At 65.0% G+C, this 17,727-nt stretch carries 15 protein-coding genes; 13 read left to right on the top strand and 2 right to left on the bottom strand.

All coding sequences use genetic code 11. The features are described 5' to 3' along the window. Nucleotides 1-12 precede the first annotated feature (12 nt). The 3 genes from ACMYLB_RS19415 to ACMYLB_RS19405 are packed head-to-tail and all read left to right on the top strand — an operon-like array spanning nucleotide 13 to nucleotide 2,934. Nucleotides 13-999 (top strand): ABC transporter ATP-binding protein, encoded by a 987-nt coding sequence (locus ACMYLB_RS19415; RefSeq protein WP_415908595.1) that lies wholly within the window; start codon nucleotides 13-15, stop codon nucleotides 997-999. 8 nt (nucleotides 1,000-1,007) lie between these two features. Beyond that, nucleotides 1,008-1,730, top strand: coding sequence for a response regulator transcription factor (locus ACMYLB_RS19410; protein WP_415908594.1), 723 nt, complete (start codon nucleotides 1,008-1,010; stop codon nucleotides 1,728-1,730). A gap of 25 nt (nucleotides 1,731-1,755) precedes the next feature. Beyond that, nucleotides 1,756-2,934 (top strand): response regulator, encoded by a 1,179-nt coding sequence (locus tag ACMYLB_RS19405; protein ID WP_415908593.1) that lies wholly within the window; start codon nucleotides 1,756-1,758, stop codon nucleotides 2,932-2,934. A 2-nt stretch (nucleotides 2,935-2,936) separates the two neighbouring features. Here the strand turns inward: ACMYLB_RS19405 and ACMYLB_RS19400 are convergent, their stop codons facing one another. Then, the gene (locus tag ACMYLB_RS19400) at nucleotides 2,937-4,652 is read right to left on the bottom strand and encodes an ATP-binding protein (protein WP_415908592.1); all 1,716 of its coding nucleotides are present in this window, start codon (nucleotides 4,650-4,652) and stop codon (nucleotides 2,937-2,939) included. A gap of 772 nt (nucleotides 4,653-5,424) precedes the next feature. Between ACMYLB_RS19400 and ACMYLB_RS19395 the strand changes: the two genes are divergently transcribed. From ACMYLB_RS19395 to ACMYLB_RS19350, 10 genes are all read left to right on the top strand, one after another. Then, complete coding sequence (locus ACMYLB_RS19395) at nucleotides 5,425-6,330, top strand: GrpB family protein (RefSeq protein ID WP_415908591.1); 906 nt, start codon at nucleotides 5,425-5,427, stop codon at nucleotides 6,328-6,330. Nucleotides 6,331-6,478: 148 nt separating this feature from the next. After that, a complete protein-coding gene (locus ACMYLB_RS19390) occupies nucleotides 6,479-7,804 on the top strand; it encodes an FAD-binding protein (RefSeq protein WP_415908590.1) in 1,326 nt (441 codons plus the stop codon). An 8-nt stretch (nucleotides 7,805-7,812) separates the two neighbouring features. After that, nucleotides 7,813-9,003 (top strand): beta-ketoacyl-[acyl-carrier-protein] synthase family protein, encoded by a 1,191-nt coding sequence (locus tag ACMYLB_RS19385; RefSeq protein ID WP_415908589.1) that lies wholly within the window; start codon nucleotides 7,813-7,815, stop codon nucleotides 9,001-9,003. Next, nucleotides 9,000-10,988 (top strand): ATP-binding protein, encoded by a 1,989-nt coding sequence (locus ACMYLB_RS19380; protein ID WP_415908588.1) that lies wholly within the window; start codon nucleotides 9,000-9,002, stop codon nucleotides 10,986-10,988. The genes ACMYLB_RS19385 and ACMYLB_RS19380 overlap by 4 nt, the downstream gene beginning before the upstream one ends. After that, nucleotides 10,973-12,844 (top strand): hypothetical protein, encoded by a 1,872-nt coding sequence (locus ACMYLB_RS19375; protein ID WP_415908587.1) that lies wholly within the window; start codon nucleotides 10,973-10,975, stop codon nucleotides 12,842-12,844. Before ACMYLB_RS19380 ends, ACMYLB_RS19375 begins: the two co-directional genes overlap by 16 nt. A gap of 12 nt (nucleotides 12,845-12,856) precedes the next feature. Further along, on the top strand, nucleotides 12,857-13,729 hold the full coding sequence (locus ACMYLB_RS19370; protein WP_415908586.1) for an aminoglycoside 6-adenylyltransferase: 873 nt from the start codon (nucleotides 12,857-12,859) through the stop codon (nucleotides 13,727-13,729). A gap of 128 nt (nucleotides 13,730-13,857) precedes the next feature. Next, nucleotides 13,858-15,132: a response regulator gene (locus ACMYLB_RS19365; RefSeq protein WP_415908585.1), complete on the top strand. Its 1,275-nt coding sequence runs from the start codon at nucleotides 13,858-13,860 to the stop codon at nucleotides 15,130-15,132. A gap of 25 nt (nucleotides 15,133-15,157) precedes the next feature. Next, nucleotides 15,158-15,472 (top strand): hypothetical protein, encoded by a 315-nt coding sequence (locus tag ACMYLB_RS19360; RefSeq protein ID WP_415908584.1) that lies wholly within the window; start codon nucleotides 15,158-15,160, stop codon nucleotides 15,470-15,472. A gap of 45 nt (nucleotides 15,473-15,517) precedes the next feature. Further along, the gene (locus ACMYLB_RS19355) at nucleotides 15,518-16,759 is read left to right on the top strand and encodes a DNA recombination protein RmuC (protein ID WP_415908583.1); all 1,242 of its coding nucleotides are present in this window, start codon (nucleotides 15,518-15,520) and stop codon (nucleotides 16,757-16,759) included. Continuing rightward, on the top strand, nucleotides 16,756-17,109 hold the full coding sequence (locus tag ACMYLB_RS19350; protein WP_415908582.1) for a TIGR03067 domain-containing protein: 354 nt from the start codon (nucleotides 16,756-16,758) through the stop codon (nucleotides 17,107-17,109). The genes ACMYLB_RS19355 and ACMYLB_RS19350 overlap by 4 nt, the downstream gene beginning before the upstream one ends. Here ACMYLB_RS19350 and ACMYLB_RS19345 read toward each other — a convergent pair. Next, on the bottom strand, nucleotides 17,090-17,617 hold the full coding sequence (locus ACMYLB_RS19345) for a hypothetical protein (protein WP_415908581.1): 528 nt from the start codon (nucleotides 17,615-17,617) through the stop codon (nucleotides 17,090-17,092). The genes ACMYLB_RS19350 and ACMYLB_RS19345 overlap by 20 nt on opposite strands. Between the last annotated feature and the right edge of the window lie 110 nt (nucleotides 17,618-17,727).

Genomic DNA, 17,727 nt, shown 5'->3' with positions numbered 1-17,727 from the left:
CTCCGCGCTCCGATGATCGAAGTCGAAAACCTCACGCGCGTCTTCCGCACCTACAAGAAAAAGCCCGGCTTCTGGGGTGGCGTCACCGGGCTGTTCAAGCGCGACTTCGAGGAGACGCGCGCGGCGGACAACATCAGCTTCTCGATCCGGGAGGGCGAGTTCGTCGGCTTTCTCGGCCCCAACGGCGCGGGCAAGACCACGACGCTGAAGATGCTCTCCGGGCTCATCTACCCGACCGGCGGCCGCGCGCGCGTGGCGGGTTTCGATCCCTCGAAGCGCGAGAACGCCTACCGCCGGCTGTTCGCGCTCGTGCTCGGCCAGAAGAACCAGCTCTGGTGGGACCTGCCGGCCCTGGAGTCGTTCTACCTCCTGCGCGCGATCTACGGCCTCGAGCCGAAGGAATACCAGGCGACGCTCGACGAGCTGGTCGCGCTGCTCGGCGTCAGCCACAAATTGAACGTCCAGGTGCGCGAGCTCTCGCTCGGCGAGCGCATGAAGATGGAGCTCATCGCCGCGCTCCTGCACCGCCCGCGCGTCCTTTTTCTCGACGAGCCGACGATCGGCCTCGACGTCGTGTCGCAGAAGAACGTCCGCGAGTTCCTCCGCGCCTACAACCGGAAGAACAAGACCACGATCCTGCTCACCAGCCACTACATGGCCGACATCTCGCAGCTCTGCGAACGCGTGATCGTGATCGACCACGGCAAGAAGATCTACGACGGCGACCTCGACCGCATCGCCGGGGCCGGCGCGCGGCAGCGCATCATCAAGTTCAAGCCCCGCGACGGCGCCTTCCCCACCGACTGGAAACCCGCCGCCGGCGAGGCCAAGACCTGCGAGGACGGCGAGATTCTCCTCCACGTGCCCAGCGAGCAGGTCACGGCCGTCTGCCAGCAGATCCTCCAGCAGGGCGCCGTCGACGACATCACGATCCAGGATGTCCCGCTCGAGGACATCATCAGCGAGATCTTCTCGCGCGGCGCGACGCCCCTGACCTGACCCATCGCATGAAGCGCGTGTTGATCGTCGAAGAGTCACGCGATCTCCGGCAACTGCTCCGGGAGATGCTGCCGGCGCTCTTCCACGATTGGGAGACGGTGGCCGCGGAAAGCCTCGAGGAGGCCGAGCGGCTGCACCGGCACGAACTCTTCGCCCTCGCGATCCTCGACGTGGACTACGGCGGGGCGCGGCGCGGACTCGATCTGTTGTGCGACTGGACGGGCACGGCGCGCCGCTGTCCGGTCGTCGCGACGACGATCTCGCACGTGCGCGTGCCCGAGATCTGGACCCACAACCCGGCCGAGGTCCTGCTGAAGCCCTGGGATGTGCACGAGATCCGGGTGCGGCTGGCGCGGGCGGTGGCCGGCGGCGCCGTGATGGCGACCGCACCGGTGCCGGCGCGAGTGGATGGCGTGGAGCTGCGCGCGGCGTTCACCTTCGCCGGGGCGAGCGTGACCCCGGACCTGGAGTGCCGGTTTCCCGACGGCCATTGCGAGAAGCTGGGCGCGAAAGAATACGGCATCCTCGCGAACTTCGCGCACGCGCCGCAGTCCCTGGTGCTGCGCGAGGAGCTGCTGCGCGAGGTCTGGGGCGCGGATGCGAACTCCCAGTCGAATTCGATCAACGTCTACGTCTCGCGGCTGCGCCGGCTCTTCGCCGAGCACGGCGGCGATTTCGAGGGCACGGTCACGACCGAAGCCAAGGTCGGCTGGCGCCTCGCCCGGCATTGAGATGAGCACGGCGGCCGACCATCCCATGCTGGAGGTGCTCGCGGTCGACGACGACGTGGCGCAACGCGCCGTGCTCAACGTCACCCTGCACGGGATTGCGCGCGTGCGCTTCTGCGCCACGCCGGACCAGGCGGTCGAGGCGGTGCGCGCGGCCCGCTTCGACGTCGCGATCCTCGACGTGCACCTGCGGCGGTCGCGCGAGGACGGCTTCGACGTTGCCCGCGCGGTGCACGAGATCGATCCCGACCTGGAAATCCTGCTCTACACCGGCGACGACTCCGCCGAGGTCCTGGAGAACGCGCTCGAGGTCCGCGCGCTGCGGCGGATTCTCAAGGCCTCGGCGCGGACCGTGATCGTGCAGGCGGTGCGCGAATGCGCCGAGGTCACCCGCCGGAACCGCGTTGCCCATCGCGATGCCGCGATCGGCAAGGAGGCGCGTCGGCACCTCGAAGAGCAGACCCGCACGCGGGAAATTTCCCGCACGGTGGCGGATCTTTACCGTGGATTCTTTCACAGCCTGGCCAATGAGCTCACCGCCCTCGGCGTGACCGGCGCCGTGTTTACCTCGCTGGCCGAGCGCGCCGGTGCGGCCGGCGGGCGCGCCGCCGCGGACCTGCGGCGCGCCGCGGGAGCCAATTCGGTGACGCTGGCACGGATCTCGGAGATCATGCGGCAGATGACGACCGAAGCGGGCGACCTGATGAACGAGAACCAGCGCGCGCAGGTGGGGGTGGCACTCCACGCGCTGGCAAAGATGTTCGTGACGGATGTCCGTCTGCGGGGGGGCGTGAAGGTTGTGCCCCCGCCGCTCGAGCTGGTGCTGCCGGTTTCCTCGGTGGCGCTGCTCAATGCCCTGCGCAACGCGGGGCATTTCCTCCTCGAATGTGGAGCGGGGAACGCGACGCTGGTCGTCACCGCCGAGCGGATCGAGCGCGCGGAGGCTGAGAAGATTCTCTCGCGGGAGGATAATCTGCTGGTGTTGAACCGCGACGCGATCGTGGCCGCGCGCTATGTGCGTTTCCATTGCCGTTCCGACGGCGCGATCCTGACCGGGTCCGCCCTGTCGGCCGCGCTGGCGGGCCCGCCCCAGGCCGGACTGCTCTACGCGCTCGCGCATCTTTCGGCGCGCTTTTCCGCGCCGGTGGTGTGCCGGCAGTCGAGCGCCGGAGGCGTGATCGAGCTCCTGTTTCCCGCCTGGAGCTGATCTTACGCGGCGGCGGGCAGCGTCATCACAAAGGCGCCGTCGCGGTAGTCAAACTGCCCGCCGTGACCGATGGTCACGATCAGCATCGTCGAATGCAGTCCGACGCCAAAGCCGGTCCGCCGGCCGGTTGCCGCGGTGGCCTTGGTCGTCCGGGCGAACAGGTCGCGTGTGAACACCGCGTCCCGGATGTGCTCGGGTAACCCACGACCGCTGTCGCGCACGCGCACCTCGACCCAGCCCGGCGCGCCGGCGTCCATTTCGATGCGAATCCAGCCGCCGCCCGCGCGGGCGACTTCCTCGGCGGAGTTGCGCAGAAGATTCGTGAGCGCTGTGGTGAATTGCCAGGGTTCTACCATGACCCGGCAGTCGGTGGCCGGCGGCAACATCTCCACCCGCGCCCGGCTCTCGGCAAAGTAGGAGTGGTTCAATTCGAGGGCACGGGCGACGAGCTTCGGGAGGCTGTGTGGTTCGAGGGCAAACCGTTCCCCCCGCGACAACGCCATGAGGCCGTCGACCGTGGATTGGATGCGCGCCGTCTCCTTCAGGGCGAAGTCATGCAGCTCTTCCAGGTTGGCCTTGGCCATGCTGGGATCGGCCTCGACGTAGGCGCGCACGATCGCGAGCGGATTGCGGAGATTGTGTGCGATGCCGGCGGCGAGCTTGCCGGCATAGACGAGTTGCTGCTGAGCATTCTCGCGCTCCAACAGCGCACGTGTCGTGAGCGTGTGATGGCAGGCGAGCGCCCAAGCCTGGAGGGCGGCGATCTCCGGCTGAGTGAAGCCGAGCGGACCGTGTTTATGCCCGGTCAGAAGCAAGAGAAGCACTTGATCCCGTTCGATCACCGGCACACAGAGGCCAAAAGCTGTGAAGCAGGGATCGATTGACGGCAGTCTGCGCGTGAGCCACCAAGGCGCGCGTTCGAGCGCACTGCATTTTAAAAGAACGTGCCCTTCGTCGAGCGTGCGAGGACATTCATCCGGAACATGATGGGCAGAAATCAGCCGCAAAGGTTCATTTGTAGTATTGCGCCAGTAGATCGCGACTTCATGGGATGAAATGGTCTTCGCTAGACGTTGGGCGACCAGCGCGTGCAATTCGTCGGCGGGCAATGATGCAAGATCAGTCGCTGACCGCTGTAGCTTGAGAGCTGCGTCGAATGAGTCCTTGGCTAAGGTGCTGTCAAGCAGGGCACCCGAAATGGAGTCGAAAACTAAAGCAAGTGCGATACCGCTCATCGCGGCAGCGAGCACTTGGATTTCACGAGGAAGACTCCAAGTCTCTTCGAGTAGCCAAGTGATCACGAAAGCGGTTCCGATCAGACTGATCGAACGGCGTAAAACTGTCAGCACGTGGTGGCGTGTGTCTAGTAATTGCTGGCTTGAGAGTGCCCAGGCACAGATTACGAAGAACACTGAAGCGATCACAGGTGCGCCGCGCGCCAATCCAGGACGAAAGAGCGGTAGCAGAATTGTGAAACAAGTGGCGATTAGAGCAGCGACTCCGCCGCCCACGAAGAAAAGTTTCGCCATTGAAAGAGCGAAGCCACGAAGGCGGGTGATGGCTGTTACTGCATAGGCCGGCAGAGCAACGAAAAGCAAAATCTGACCGATCTGATGCGTAAGATAAAGCGCACCGTAGAGATGATGCTGCGGGGTAGATTCAGCTGGCAAGAACCACGGTGATAAAGCCAGCACAGACAGGATGCATGCGGCGATCATCCAATATCGACCGGCGTCAAAGAAGTCCCGCCAGGAACCGTTAGGAACTACCGCGCATCTCCCAACCCACCAAATTATCCACGGAAAAAAATCACCCACGGCTGCTATCATTCGCAGCCAAGGCACCGGGTTCTTTATCCACGGAGCTGTAACAATCCAAAAGAGATAAATCCAGAGCCCGGTAACGACGGTTGCGAATGCCAAGGCCTGGCTAACGAGACTTCGCCTATCTGACCATATGACGCCTGCTCCAACACTGACCACGATAACCAAGCACGCGAGATAGAGATTCATCGAAATCTCGCTGAGCGTTTTACATTGCTAAAACGCCCCCAAGACCATTTCGAAGCGAATATCGAACAGCCCAACGAGAGATGCTCCATGATGGCATTAAATGTTGAGGCATTGTGCTGTGCGCGGTCAACCGCACATTCTATCTGTTACCGCTCTAATGCTACTACCGAGGCCTGAGTACACGCGTAGCTAGCAGAGCACCTTCAAAGTATGCCTTCCACGCATCAATCGATTGGATTCACCGTGTTTTGGGCCTTTACGGTGGTCCCATCGTGTTGGCATGCGTGGAAGGCATGCGGCTAAGCAAAGGCCAGCGACACCGAACGAAAACGATATCCCCCTAAAAAAGCTCTAAATGGCCTTGGGTGGGGTGCCCTCAGGCGGCGGTCCGAACTGCCTCTCCACCCGGCAGCCCACCGGTGGCCGGCCCGCCCTTTGCTTTTGACGTCAAGCTCGGGGCTGGCGAAACAGGCGCTCGATGAGTTCCCTTTCGCTTCCAGCAATTCCGGCGCGCGAGCGAACACGCGCGCTTTCGATCGCTCTGTGCAACAAGGCTATTGAGGTCGCCGTGCTGTCGAAAGTGCGAGGGTGGCGTGGTGAGCCGAGCAAATTCGACCGTTGGGCGCTGGCTGCCATTCACGCGCTGATGCTGGCGCAACTTGGACGCATGCGTCGCGCCCACGCCATGCTCGAGCAAGACGTAAAAGCGGGGAGGCGAGAGCGCACCGGCCTGCACAATTCGCACGTGACACTTTGCGCGCCCGATCTCGCCTGGCAGGCGGTGGCAGACGACGAAGCTATCGCCCTTCGAAACGTCCTGACCGCGGACTTGGAGGTGCACCACATTGGGAGCACGGCCATCGAGCGACTTGCGGCGAAACCGATCGTGGACTTAGCCATTGCGCTGCCGTCCGATCGGTTCGATGCGGAATTCGCAGTGGTTCGCTGGAAATTGAAAGCGCTTGGTTATCGGTATCTCGGTGTCCGTGGTGGACATTTTTTCGAGAAAGCCTCGGCTTCCGTCCGCACGCATGCACTGCAGGTCCATCCTTCGGATAGCCCAATCTTGACCGAGTTGCTGCGTTTTCGTGATGCACTGCGGCAGGACGACATCTTGCGTAACGATTACGAGACGGTGAAGAGGACGCTGGCGGCGTTTTTTCCCCAGCGGCGCTTGTTCTACGTTTTCTACAAGTCGCACTGGATTGACGACTGGCAGTGGAGACACTCCGGCGTGGCGGATTGGGCCTGTTGGTTCTTGGGTCAGAAGAAGGCGCATGCCCGTCTCGCTAGCGGCGTGCGCCAGGTAGGTTGCCGGCGCGACGCAATTCGCCCTTGCGCAGACGGCAGTCGATTTCAAAGTGACGGCACTTCAACATCCTAGAATGCAGCATTGTGATCCGCACGGTCGGGCTACCGTAGGGGCAGACGTTGATCGGGAAGAACGTCGGGATACAGCGACGACGCTGTGTCGGACGCAGCGACAGGTCCCGTGGGTGCGGCAGCCTAAGGACGAAAACGATCTTCGAGCCTTGCTCGCCGAAGCAGCAAAGGCTGGCCAATCGATCCAAGCGATCAGCACTGGACGTAATTGGGGATTCGGCTCCTTTCTACCGTTTCGCGACGGCACGGCCATTGTTGATTTTCGGAATTGGCGTGAAATTGGGCCTTTAGATCGCGATACACTGTCAGTGCGAATTCAGCCCGGAGTCACACAAGGCGATCTGCATGAGTGGTTGCAGGAGCATGCGCCTGATTTGGCGTTCAATGTCACGGGAGCTGGCACCCAGACGAGCATTATCGGTTGTGCTTTGGAGCGAGGACTGGGCTATGCGGGGGAGGTTGATCGGTCGATTTTCGGCTTGGAGGTTATGCTATCTGACGGCACGTCCCTGCAACCCGATCCGGAATGGTTCCACCCGGCACGCGATCATGCGTCGGGACCGCTCTTTGATGGGCTCTTTTTTCAGTCGAATTACGGGATTGTAACTGCGGCACGCGTGAGACTGCGTGTGCGTCAGGAGAGAGAGTATGCAGTAATCGTCAATGGGGCGCTCGCTCATGTTCTCGGAGTCTTGCGCGAATGTTACCGTAGGCAGATCCTTACATTGCCGACGCATGTTTCTGAGCCTGGAAGAAGCACGCGCGTGGCGATGGGGCGATTGAGGGAGTTGCGCGGCCAGAATGTGTCTCCAGAGGAGGTGACGCGCCTATTTCCGGAAAAATCCGACCACGTTGCCATCACGGCCCAGCATGGCCAAAGTCGGATAGTTAACGCTTGTTGGAGGGAGCTTAAATCGTTGCTGCCTTCACGCACGACAGCGTGGCGCATGGACGCAACGCGCGGACGGCAGTTGTTGCGCTTAGCTCGATTGCTGGGGGTCCGCGGACAAGCCGATCGGTTAGAAACATTTCTTCCCCTCCTTGGCCTGACTTGGGGCGTGCCGTCAGATATCGGGCTGCATTCACTCGAACTTTCGCAGAAGGATCTGCTGAAAGCGGATCGCGCTACAGAGGGCGCAATCTACGGAAACGGCGTAAGCGCGTTGGACGCCGGACATGCGCAGCGGGTTATCAATATAGTTCGCGGTCATTGGCCCGATGCCGCTTGCACCTATATCGTTATGAACGCGCACTGTCTCGTCACAATATTTACGTTGCATTTTCGAGATCATGAGGTGCCGCTGGTCAAGAAAGCCGAGCGCGCCATTCTAGACAATCTGCGTGCCAACGGATATCCGCCCTATCGCCTAGGAATAAATCTAGCCGGCCCTGCGAGCGGAGAGATTCATGCTCGCCTGAAGGCGGCGCTCGATCCGGCAAAAATCATCGCCCCCGGACGTTACGAAAACGCATGAGACGTCGAGTGAAGATTACTGGATTAGGGCCGGTCACACCTGCCGGAATCGGGCGCGAGGCGTTTGCACGCGGCATCAATGAATCTATCAGCCGGGTGCGCGTAGTCGAGCGACTGCTCGATCAAGGTCAGTTCATCGCTGCGGAGGTGCCTGATTTTCGGCTATCCGACTGGATAACCGTGGACGGAAGCATGAAAAGATTGGCCCGTCACACACAGTTTGCTTTGGCGGGAACAGCTTTGGCGTTGGCCGATGCTGGATTGGCCGCATCTGACTTGGCCGGGTGCAATCCAGCCATCGTCAACGGATCGACGCTGATGGATCTGGAGAGTATTTATCGGACGATGGTTAACACGGCAACAAAAGGCCCCCGCTATGCAGTGCCTACTGCGGTCGTCGATTCGCAGCAAATTGCCGTGCCGGCGCGCATTGCCGAATGGCTGGACACTCCGGCTCGCGTTATCTCGCTTCAGACAGCTTGTTGCTCAGGGCTGGATGCTATCGGGCACGCGGCTGAGTTGATTGCGACCGGCCAGACCGATATCGCGCTCTGCTCGGGGACGGAGTGCCCCGTTCTTTATCATCCTATGCTTGAGCTGGGAATGACGCGGCTGTCACCTCAGAACAGCAATGCCCCGGCATCTATGGGGCGTCCATTTGACCTATGGCGGAGCACAGGCGTGATTGGTGAGGGAGCTGCGGTATTGCTTTTGGAAAGCGAATGCAGCCCACGCCCCGCTTATGCTTGGGTGTGCGGCTATGCTTACTGCTGCGATGCTGCGGGTGTTTCCGGCAACGGAATGACTGAAGCCATGCGCATGGCGCTAGCGAATGCCCGACGCAATGCCGCAGATGTCGATTTCATCAACGCATGGGGGCCGGGACATGAGACGGTTGATCGTGTCGAGGCTCAGTGTCTGCGCGAAATCTTCGGCGACCGCTTGTCCGAGATCGCCACTGTTTCTTTGAAGGGAGCAATCGGTAACCCGCTCGGCGCTGCAGGTGCGATCCAAGCGGCCAGCGTTTGTCTCAGTTTTCGGAGCGGTATCGTTCCACCAACAGTTAACTGGGAGACACCCGATCCTGACTGCCCGCTGAACCTTTCCAATCGCGCGCGAGATATTCAGCCGCGCGTCGCGCTGATCAATGCCCACGGTTTGGGCGGCAGCAACGCGTCACTTGTGCTCGCAGCGTCGTGAACGCGCAACTGCTTACCTTCGTCATCGCCGTTTCTGTTGGCGTGAGCGTCTTCTGGTCGAATCCGCACCGTCGGATTAATCAGGCGTTCACACTGATGTCCCTTTTTTCCGCTCTGTGGCTGGGGATGCTGTGGACGTTAACGCGGCATGGGGTGACGCACCAAGTCATATGGTTGAAGGCCATATCAGCACTAGGCGCGTATTTCCCGTGGATTTTATGGTGGATAGGCCGCTGTGCCATGCAGCCCGAGAGTCGTTGGCGCGATTTCTTCGTGGACGGATGGTATTGGGCTCTATTTGCCATCACGATGACCGGGATTGCTCTGTCGGATTGGTTCATCCCGGCGCACTCGACACCGGCGCATCCTGTCCGGGGACCGGGCTACTTGGCTCATTCAGTGGGACTGGTCTTGGCCTTTATCGTCTTGGTTGCCCAAGCGACCCTTCAGATGCGACGGCTATCGGGCATTCAGCTGGTTGAAGTGCGCACGCTGCTGATCGGCGGTGCGATTTCAGGCCTAGTAGGGCTGGCATTTACTGCAATCCCACCATTGGTCGGGTTGCCTACGATGGCCCCATATGCGTCGACAGCGGTGCTTATTTTCTATGCCCTAACCGCTTGGGGGATCACGAGCCGGCGTATTTTGGATGCGCAGCAGCTCTTTTACGCAGTGCTTCGCCGAGCGGTTGTGTTGATCATCACAAGTCTACTGCTTTCGCTATGGCTGAAATATACTACTCAGCTTCTGCCAGCCGGTGTCGCAATGATTGTCGGTCTCGCTGCCTGTTTGGCATTTGCGATCGTTTTCGAGCAGCGAACTAAGGACAATGTTTTTTCCAGTCGAACGCGATTGGCTGAGCAAGTGCGGGCAGCGATGCTCAGTGCGAGTCGTGACGAAACCGAGCCAGAGATACTGACCAATCGTTACAGTGAGATTTTGCGAAGCTGGGCGCGAACCAAACGGGTGGAGATTCACTCTGTCGGTGATGCGCATGAGCGATGGGACCTCGATCGAGGCAGCCCGGGGATGCGTATGTTGATGGAAGAGCGCTGGGCGACCCCCGAGAGCCTCGGCCGTAGACGTGTCACGCCAGCGGTTGAGGAGCTTGATCGATTTCTTGCCACTCGAAAGCTTGGTGTAGCCGTGCTTAGCCCGCCAGCGCGTGACACTCCGCCAATAGCAATCACCCTCGGACGACGTGAGGACGATATGCCGTTTCTTTGGCCTGATATCCAGAATCTGCTCGAATGGTCCGAGCTGATGGAGGTGGCTTTGTCGCGTGCGCAGCTGGTGAAGCGCGCTCGCGAGACCGAGCAGGTGGCCACCGCTGGGTTGCTCGGAGCCAGCCTGGCGCATGAGATCCGCAACCCGCTCGTCGCGCTCAAGACCTTCGCGCAGCTCCTGCCGGAGCGACACCAGGATCCGGAATTCCGGGTGGAGTTTTCCCAGGTCTTCCAGAAGGAGGTCGCGCGCATCGAGGGCCTCACGGAACAGCTCCTCAAGCTCTCGAGCCCGCGCAAGCCCGTCATGCGGCCGGTGCGGCTGAACGAGATCGTGCTGGACTGCGCCGCGCTCATGCGGCCGAAGTTCGCGGAATCCCGCATCCAGCTCCACCTCGACCTCACCCCGGAAGAGCGCTCCATCAACGCCGACGCCGGCAGCATCAGCCAGATCATCCTCAACCTCCTCGTGAACGCCCAGCAGGCGCTGGCAGACCAGTCTGGCGACCGACTCGTCACCGTCCGCACCCGCCTCGGCCCGCGTGAGATCACCCTCGACGTGATCGACAACGGCCCGGGCGTCTCCGCCGAGCAGCGGCCGCGCCTCTTCCAGCCGTTCAGTTCCGGCAAGGTCAACGGTTTCGGGCTTGGCCTCGCGATGAGTGCCAACATTATGCGGGGCCACCGCGGGAGTATCGCGTTGATCGAAACGGGGCAGCCCGGCGCGACCTTCCGGCTTTCGTTCCCATGTCCGCCATCCTGATCCTCACGACGCCCGACCCGCGCCTGTTCGCGGACTGGTCCGCCCAGCTGCCGTATCCGGCGGTGTCGCCGGCGTCGCCCGAGTTGCTGCGCCGGGAACTCGCCCAGAACGGCGCCCGCGTCTGGGTCAAGGACGTCGCCGATCCGCGCAGCCTGATCGGCACGCATCCGGACGTGATCGTCATCGTGGTCGGCCAGGCGCAGAGCCTGCCGTTCGAGCAGGCCCGGCTCGCCGGCGCCGGCCGTTTCTTCCTGACCTACGAGGAAAGCCGCACGCTGCTGAAGGACACCCTGCGCACCGCCGCGGAACTGGCCGAGAAGAACGCCATCATCCAGACGCTGCAGGCCCGCGGCAGTCGCACGCCCTCGCCGCTGGCCCGCGAAACCGCCCCGGCCGCGGCGGTCGACGACCTGAGTTTCATGGAAGCCGCCATCGAGCACCTCGAAGACCGCGACCGCGTGCTCGAGGAGTTCCGGCGCGCGGCCCAGACCCTCCTCCAGGCCTCGCGCGTCACGCTTTTCCTCCTCGACGGCGACGCCTTCCGCTCCGACCGCTACGGCTGGACCTGCGCGAGCGGCAGCCCACTGGCCCAGTGTATGGAGGAGTTCCCTTGCGCGATCGACCTCGACGACTGGGTCGGCAACGCCGACCCCGCGACCGAGAGCTACATCCGCCAGCAGATGCAATCGTGGAGCGCGCGCCTGCTCGTGCCACTCTTCGAGTCGGGCCGGCTGGCCGGCTGGGCCGCTTACGGCCCGCGCGCCGACGGCCGTTCCTATAGCGCCGCCGATCGCGCTCGCGCCCTCGAGCTCGGGCGCCTGCTCGAGCGCTGCCTCGAGAAAGCCAGCCGCCTGCGCGCGCTCGCGGATGCGGCCTATCAGGAAAAACTCCGCGCGAAATACCTTGCCGGCGCCCGCATTCTCGGGGCCGGCGCGCCGTCGGACACGTCGCTGCCGCCCGAGATCCGCGCCCTCGCGGGCGAGGTGCTCCGGACCGGCCGCACCGTCCGGCTCGAGCCGAGCGCCACCGTCCGCTTCCGCGCCGAGGCCGGCCCGATCTCCGAGACCGGCGGGGTGTGGGCGCAGTGGGAGGACGCCGCCCCCGAGCTGGCCAACCGCGCCGCGGCCGCCGAGCGCGAACGCCTCAAGTATTGCCGCGAGTTCGGCCTCACGCTTTCGCACGAGTTGGGCGGACCGCTTGTCACCCTCACGACCTTCCTCCAGCTGGCGCAGCAGACCGGCTCCACGCCGGAGCTGCTCACCGAATTCAACGCCCAGCTCGAGCGCGACGCGGAGAAACTCAAGGGCCTCTCGCGCGTCCTGCACATGATGCAGGAGTTCATGACCGGCGACGTCCGCCGCGTCGACCTGGGCGAGCTCGTGCGCAGCCTGGAGCTGCACGGGGTCCTGCGCGTCAGCGCCGGCGAGATGTCGCCCGTGCTCCACGCCAACGAGACGATGCTCCGCTTCGCGCTCCAGTCCATCTTCGACGCCGTGGTGCGCAACCGCGATGCCGCCGACGGCCCCGTCACCGTCTCGGTCAAGCGCCGCGGCGAGGGCGAGCACGAGACCGGCCTCGTGGTGCTCGCCGGCCGCAACCTCTACCTCGAAGGCTTCGTCGAGACGAGCAAGGGCCCGATGCCCGCACATCCGCTGCTCCGCGTCTTCATCGCCCGGGAGATTATCCGCTGGCACCACGGCCTGCTGCAGGGCGGGCAGGGCTTGACCGGCTCGGAGGTGCAGATCGCGCTGCGTTCGCGGCCGTCGCACACCACCCACCCCTTCGCCACGCTCGCGCCGGCGCGTCCGAACGGGGACGAGACCTCGAAACCCGACCGCACGAGCGTCACGCTCTGATCGCCGCGCCGCATGAGCCACGACTCCGTCATGGCCCGCATTTCCGCCTGGGCGGAGAGCCGGCCCGATATCGTGGCGCTGGTGCAGATCGGCTCGCGCGTGCAGGCCGGCGGCACGGCCGACCAGTGGTCCGACTACGACTTCCAGTTGATCACCCGCCGCCCGGCGCTCTACCGCGATCCCGCCGCGCTGCACGGGCTGGGGGAGACGTGGGTGGTGAGCTCCCAGCGCGTCTTTGGCGGCGCGGATAAGCTGACGCTCATCCTGCCCGGCGCGGCCGAGGCGGACTTCGTGATCCTCTCCGCGCTGGAGCTGCGCATCGCCTTCGCGGCGCTGCGTGCGCCGGGGCTGGCGGCGCTCTGGCCGCCGCCGCTGAAGTTCGGCGTGCGCGACCTCCGGATCGTCGCCTGTCCCGGCTGGCGCGTGATCAAGGGCGGCGCGGCCTGGGAGCGGCGTTACGCCCGCCTCGGGGCGGCCGTGCCGTGGCCGCGGCTGAGCGAGCGGGAGTTCCAGGAGGTGTGCGCGGCGTTCTGGGCCGCGGCCGTCTGGACGGCCAAGAAGATCGCCCGGGGCGAGCTGCGGGCGGCCCAGCGGCATTTTCACGTTTCGTTGACAGAAACGCTCTGGCGCCTGCTCGAGGAGGAGGCGCGCGACCAGGCCCGACCGGCCCGTCCCGAGGCGCGCCGGGCCGAGACCTGGCTGCCGCCGGAGCGCGTCGCCGGGACCGGATTCCCGACGGCAGCCGAGCCGGCCGCCCTGCGCCGGGCGCTCGCGGCCAGTGCGGCGGCATTTGCGGAGGTGGCGAACGCGCTGGCGCGGAGCCGCGGCTGGGCGATGCCGGATCACGCGGCGGTCCGCGAGTGGCTGCGCGGGCAGCTGGGGTGAGTTCCCTGCCGTGCCGCGCCGAGTTCACACTTGCCACGCGGGGCGCGCCGGAAATCCTCAGCCCCACATCATGCCGCGGCCCCCGTCCACCGCCCGCGTCCTGTTTCGCCTCCGAAGAATCGCGTAACATGACCACCGCCCTCGCCCCCGCGCCCACTGCGACCGTCACGCTGCCGACGCTGCTGATCGTCGACGACGAAGAAGGCCCGCGCCATTCGCTGCGCATGGTGTTCAAGCAGGACTTCAACGTCCAGGCCGTCGACAATGGCGACAAGGCCCTCGACTTCGCCAAGAACCACCCGGTGCAGCTCGCCATCCTCGACATCCGCATGGCGGGCAAGTCCGGCATCGACGTGCTGCGCGGACTCAAGGCCATCGACCCGCACATCGAGGTGATCATGCTCACCGCTTACGAGACGATCGAGACCGCGCGCCAGGCGCTGCGGCTCGGCGCCTGCGACTACCTGAGCAAGCCGTTCGACCTTTCGACGATCCGCGAGGCCGTCACGCGCGCCCTGCACCTGCGCCGCATCTCCGAAACAGTCTCCTCCACCTCCGAACGCCTCAAGGCCCTGAGCGAGCAGCTCAACGACGCCTCGGTGAAGGAGGAGATGGCGCGCACCACGACCGAGATTTACGCCGGCGCGCTGCACGACATCAACAACCCCCTCACCGTCATCACCGGCTACGTCGAGCTCCTCCGCCACAAGCTCGACAGCGTCGGCTCGCTCTACGGCGCCGACCTCCAGGCGGTGCGCGATGACGTCAACCTCCTCGCCAAGCAGGTCAACACCTGCGCCGCCATCACGCGCCGCTACCTGCGCTTCGTGAACAAGCGCAGCGCGCAGTCGCCCGAGGTTTCGGTCAACCAGGTGATCGACGACGTCCACACGCTGATGCGCAACCACCCGAGCCTGCGCGGCGGCAAGCTCGCGGCCAAGCACCTCGATCGCGACACCGCCGCGCAGATCGGCGGCACCGAGCTCATCCAGATCCTCCTCAACCTCGCGGTGAACGCGTTCCAGAGCAGCGAGCGGCCGCAGACGGTCTGGATCGCGGCCGAACGCTACGACGAGTCGCTGCCGATCGAGCATTTCCGCGACACGCCGGAGGAGCGCTTCATCAACCTCGAGTCCTTCGCCAACCAGACACCGCTCGTCGCCCTGTCCGTCCTCGACCAGGGCCCGGGCATCCCGCAGGACGTGCTCTCGCGCATCTTCGAGCCGTATTTCACGACCAAGGCCCAGACCGGCACCGGCCTTGGCCTGGCAATCGTCACCCGTCTCGTCCGCCACCACAACGGACTGATCCACGTGAAGACCAAGCTCGGCGAAGGCACGCGCTTCACGATCTACCTGCCGGCCAAGGAGCCGGGCAACTCGGCCAATCCGTTCGGCGAGTAGGCGGTCGCATGGGGGACAACGCGCCATGACGATGTCGCTGCCAAGGGAGGCGCGGGCCGGGTTTGCGCTCGCGGTGCTCGCGGTCGCGCTCGGGGTGTATCTGAGCACGCGGCTCGGCAGTCCGGACCTTCTCCGGTTGTTCTACGGCCTCGCGGCGCTGGCCTTGCTGAAGGCCGTTTTCGCGTGGGGCGCGGCCCGCGGCTTTCCGATCCGACGGGAAGATGGCCGCCTTCATCCGGATCATCTGGTTCGGAATCTTGCGATGGCCTTTCTCGCCATTCCGATCGTCCTGCTGGGCGCGGCGCCGCTGGCGCTGATCGCCTTCCAGCTCGCGCGCTGACGGACGGCACTTGCCCGCGCGCCCCGCGATGGCTTCACTGCGCGCGTGATCGACTTCCTCATCGCGCTCCTCGCGGCCGGCCTCGCCGGCGGTTTCGGCTGGTTCTACGCGCAAACGCGCGCGGCCGCCGTCGCCGAGCGCGCCCGCCTCGCCGGCGAGCAGCTCGCCGCCGCCCAGGCCGAGCTGGCGGCCCTCCGCCAGCAGCTCTCCGCCCTCGAGGCGGAGAAGTCCCGCCTCGACACCCTCCTCACCGCCGAACGCGACGCCCTCGCCCGCGCCCAGACGCAGCTGACCGACACCTTCAAGGCCCTCGCCGCCGACGCGCTCAGCCGCAACAACGACGAGTTCCTCAAGCGCGCCGGCGACACGCTGGTGAAGCCGATCCGCGAGTCGCTCGACAAGGTCGACACCAAGATCGGCGCCCTCGAGAAGGCCCGCACCGAGGCCTACGGCTCGCTTTCCGAGCAGCTCAAGGGCCTCGCCCACACCAGCGCCACGCTGCAATCCGAGACGACGAAGCTTTCCCGCTCGCTCCGCTCGACCTCGACCGCCGGCCGCTGGGGCGAAGTCCAGCTCCAGCGCGTGGTCGAGCTCGCCGGCATGCTCGAGAACGTCGATTTCATCCAGCAGACGGCGGTGGGCGACATCCGCCCCGACATGATCGTCCGCCTGCCCGGCGGCAAATCGATCGCCGTCGACGCCAAGGCGCCGATGCAGGCCTACCTCGAGGCGCTCGAGGCCGCCGACGAGGGCGTGCGCAAGGCGAAGTTCACCGAGCACGCCCGCGCCGTCCGCCTGCACATCGACGCGCTCGGCAACAAGGCCTACTGGAAAGCCATCCAGCCCGCGCCGGAATTCGTCGTGCTCTTCATCCCCGGCGAGGCGTTCTACAGCGCCGCGCTGCGCTACGAGCCCGACCTCTTCGAGCGCGGCACCGCCCAGAACGTCATCCTCGCCTCGCCCGCCACGCTCATCGCCCTGCTCAAGGCCGCCGCCTACGGGTGGAAGCAGGAGGCGCTCTCCAAGAACGCGGACGAGATCCGCCGCCTCGGTGTCGAGCTGCACGAGCGCGTCGCCGCCGTCGCCGACAACCTCGACGCCCTCGGCCAGCGCCTGACCCAGGCCGTCACCGCCTACAACAGCACCGTCAGTTCCGTCGAAGGCCGCGTGCTGGTCACCGGCCGCAAGCTGGAGAAGCTCGGCGCCGGCTCGGAAAAGAAGATCGGGGAGCCCCGCCTGATCGACGAGACGCCGAAGGCCCTCACCGCCCCGGAGCTGAAGTCATGACGCCCCCGCTCGAAGGCCGCTGGCGGCCGCTCTACGCCGAGTTCGACGGCGAGCAGGCGCCGCAGGAAGTGCTGCAGCAAACCGAGTTCGAGCTCGCCGCCGGCATCTACACGGTGCGCTTCGGCGGCGTCGCGGCCGACACCGGCTCGTTCACCGTCGAGGCGGACGCGGCGCACCACCTGACGCTGCACGGCGCCGCGGGCACCAATGCCGGCCGCACGATCCCGTGCCTGTTCAAGTTCATCGACGATACGCTCATGATCTGCTTCGGGCTCGGCGGCACCCGCCCGCGGAATTTCCGCACCGCTCCCGGCGCGCAGCTCTACCTCGTCACGTATTCGCGGCGATAGGCCGCCGCTGCCGCAGCCGCCAGACGCAGCCCGCGAACGTCGCGAGGCCGCACGCGGCCAGCACCGCCAGGGCGGACCACTGGATGTGGGGATGGGTGCGGCTTTGGCGGATGACCAGCAGCGGCAGGGCGAGATACCAGCCGCCCGCCAGCAGGCCGAGCCAGTGCATCCAGCGCGGCGCGCCCCGGCCCCAGAAGCTCAGCGACCAGCCGGCCAGCAGCGGCAAGCCGAGCACGATCCACGCGACCGAGCGGCCGGTGGAGCCGCCCACGCCGCCGATGAGGGTGAGGGTCCACACCGCCGCGAAACCGAACGCGGCGAGGAGGAAGTGCAGGCCGCGGGCGGCGAGCACGGCGCGCTCCGCGGGCGCCACGAACGCCGCGCCGGCGAGCAAGGCCGTGCCGAAGAGAATCACGATGGCGCCCTCCAGCGGATCGAGGCCGCCCACCAGCACGGCCAGGCCGCCGGGGACGGCGAGAGCCTGGGTCCATTTTTCCTGCGTTGTCATGACGGGAGGGGATTGTCCCGGATTCTAGCACTTCCGGCCGGTGTGCACCCACGGCAATGTTTGCGCAGTGCCGGCCGGGGGGGATTTTTGCTTTTGCCGCCGCGCGGCGA

The organism is Oleiharenicola sp. Vm1 (assembly GCF_047777955.1).
GTDB lineage: Bacteria > Verrucomicrobiota > Verrucomicrobiia > Opitutales > Opitutaceae > Didemnitutus.
This window is presented reverse-complemented; position numbering and strand designations above follow the sequence as displayed.

Coding starts and splice junctions, on each gene's coding strand:
- ACMYLB_RS19415 (WP_415908595.1), top strand. CDS start 13: ATGATCGAAGTCGAAAACCTCACGCGCGTCTTCCGCACCTACAAGAAA.
- ACMYLB_RS19365 (WP_415908585.1), top strand. CDS start 13,858: ATGACCACCGCCCTCGCCCCCGCGCCCACTGCGACCGTCACGCTGCCG.
- ACMYLB_RS19410 (WP_415908594.1), top strand. CDS start 1,008: ATGAAGCGCGTGTTGATCGTCGAAGAGTCACGCGATCTCCGGCAACTG.
- ACMYLB_RS19395 (WP_415908591.1), top strand. CDS start 5,425: ATGAGTTCCCTTTCGCTTCCAGCAATTCCGGCGCGCGAGCGAACACGC.
- ACMYLB_RS19370 (WP_415908586.1), top strand. CDS start 12,857: ATGAGCCACGACTCCGTCATGGCCCGCATTTCCGCCTGGGCGGAGAGC.
- ACMYLB_RS19375 (WP_415908587.1), top strand. CDS start 10,973: ATGTCCGCCATCCTGATCCTCACGACGCCCGACCCGCGCCTGTTCGCG.
- ACMYLB_RS19405 (WP_415908593.1), top strand. CDS start 1,756: ATGCTGGAGGTGCTCGCGGTCGACGACGACGTGGCGCAACGCGCCGTG.
- ACMYLB_RS19360 (WP_415908584.1), top strand. CDS start 15,158: ATGACGATGTCGCTGCCAAGGGAGGCGCGGGCCGGGTTTGCGCTCGCG.
- ACMYLB_RS19350 (WP_415908582.1), top strand. CDS start 16,756: ATGACGCCCCCGCTCGAAGGCCGCTGGCGGCCGCTCTACGCCGAGTTC.
- ACMYLB_RS19400 (WP_415908592.1), bottom strand. CDS start 4,652: ATGATCGCCGCATGCATCCTGTCTGTGCTGGCTTTATCACCGTGGTTC.
- ACMYLB_RS19345 (WP_415908581.1), bottom strand. CDS start 17,617: ATGACAACGCAGGAAAAATGGACCCAGGCTCTCGCCGTCCCCGGCGGC.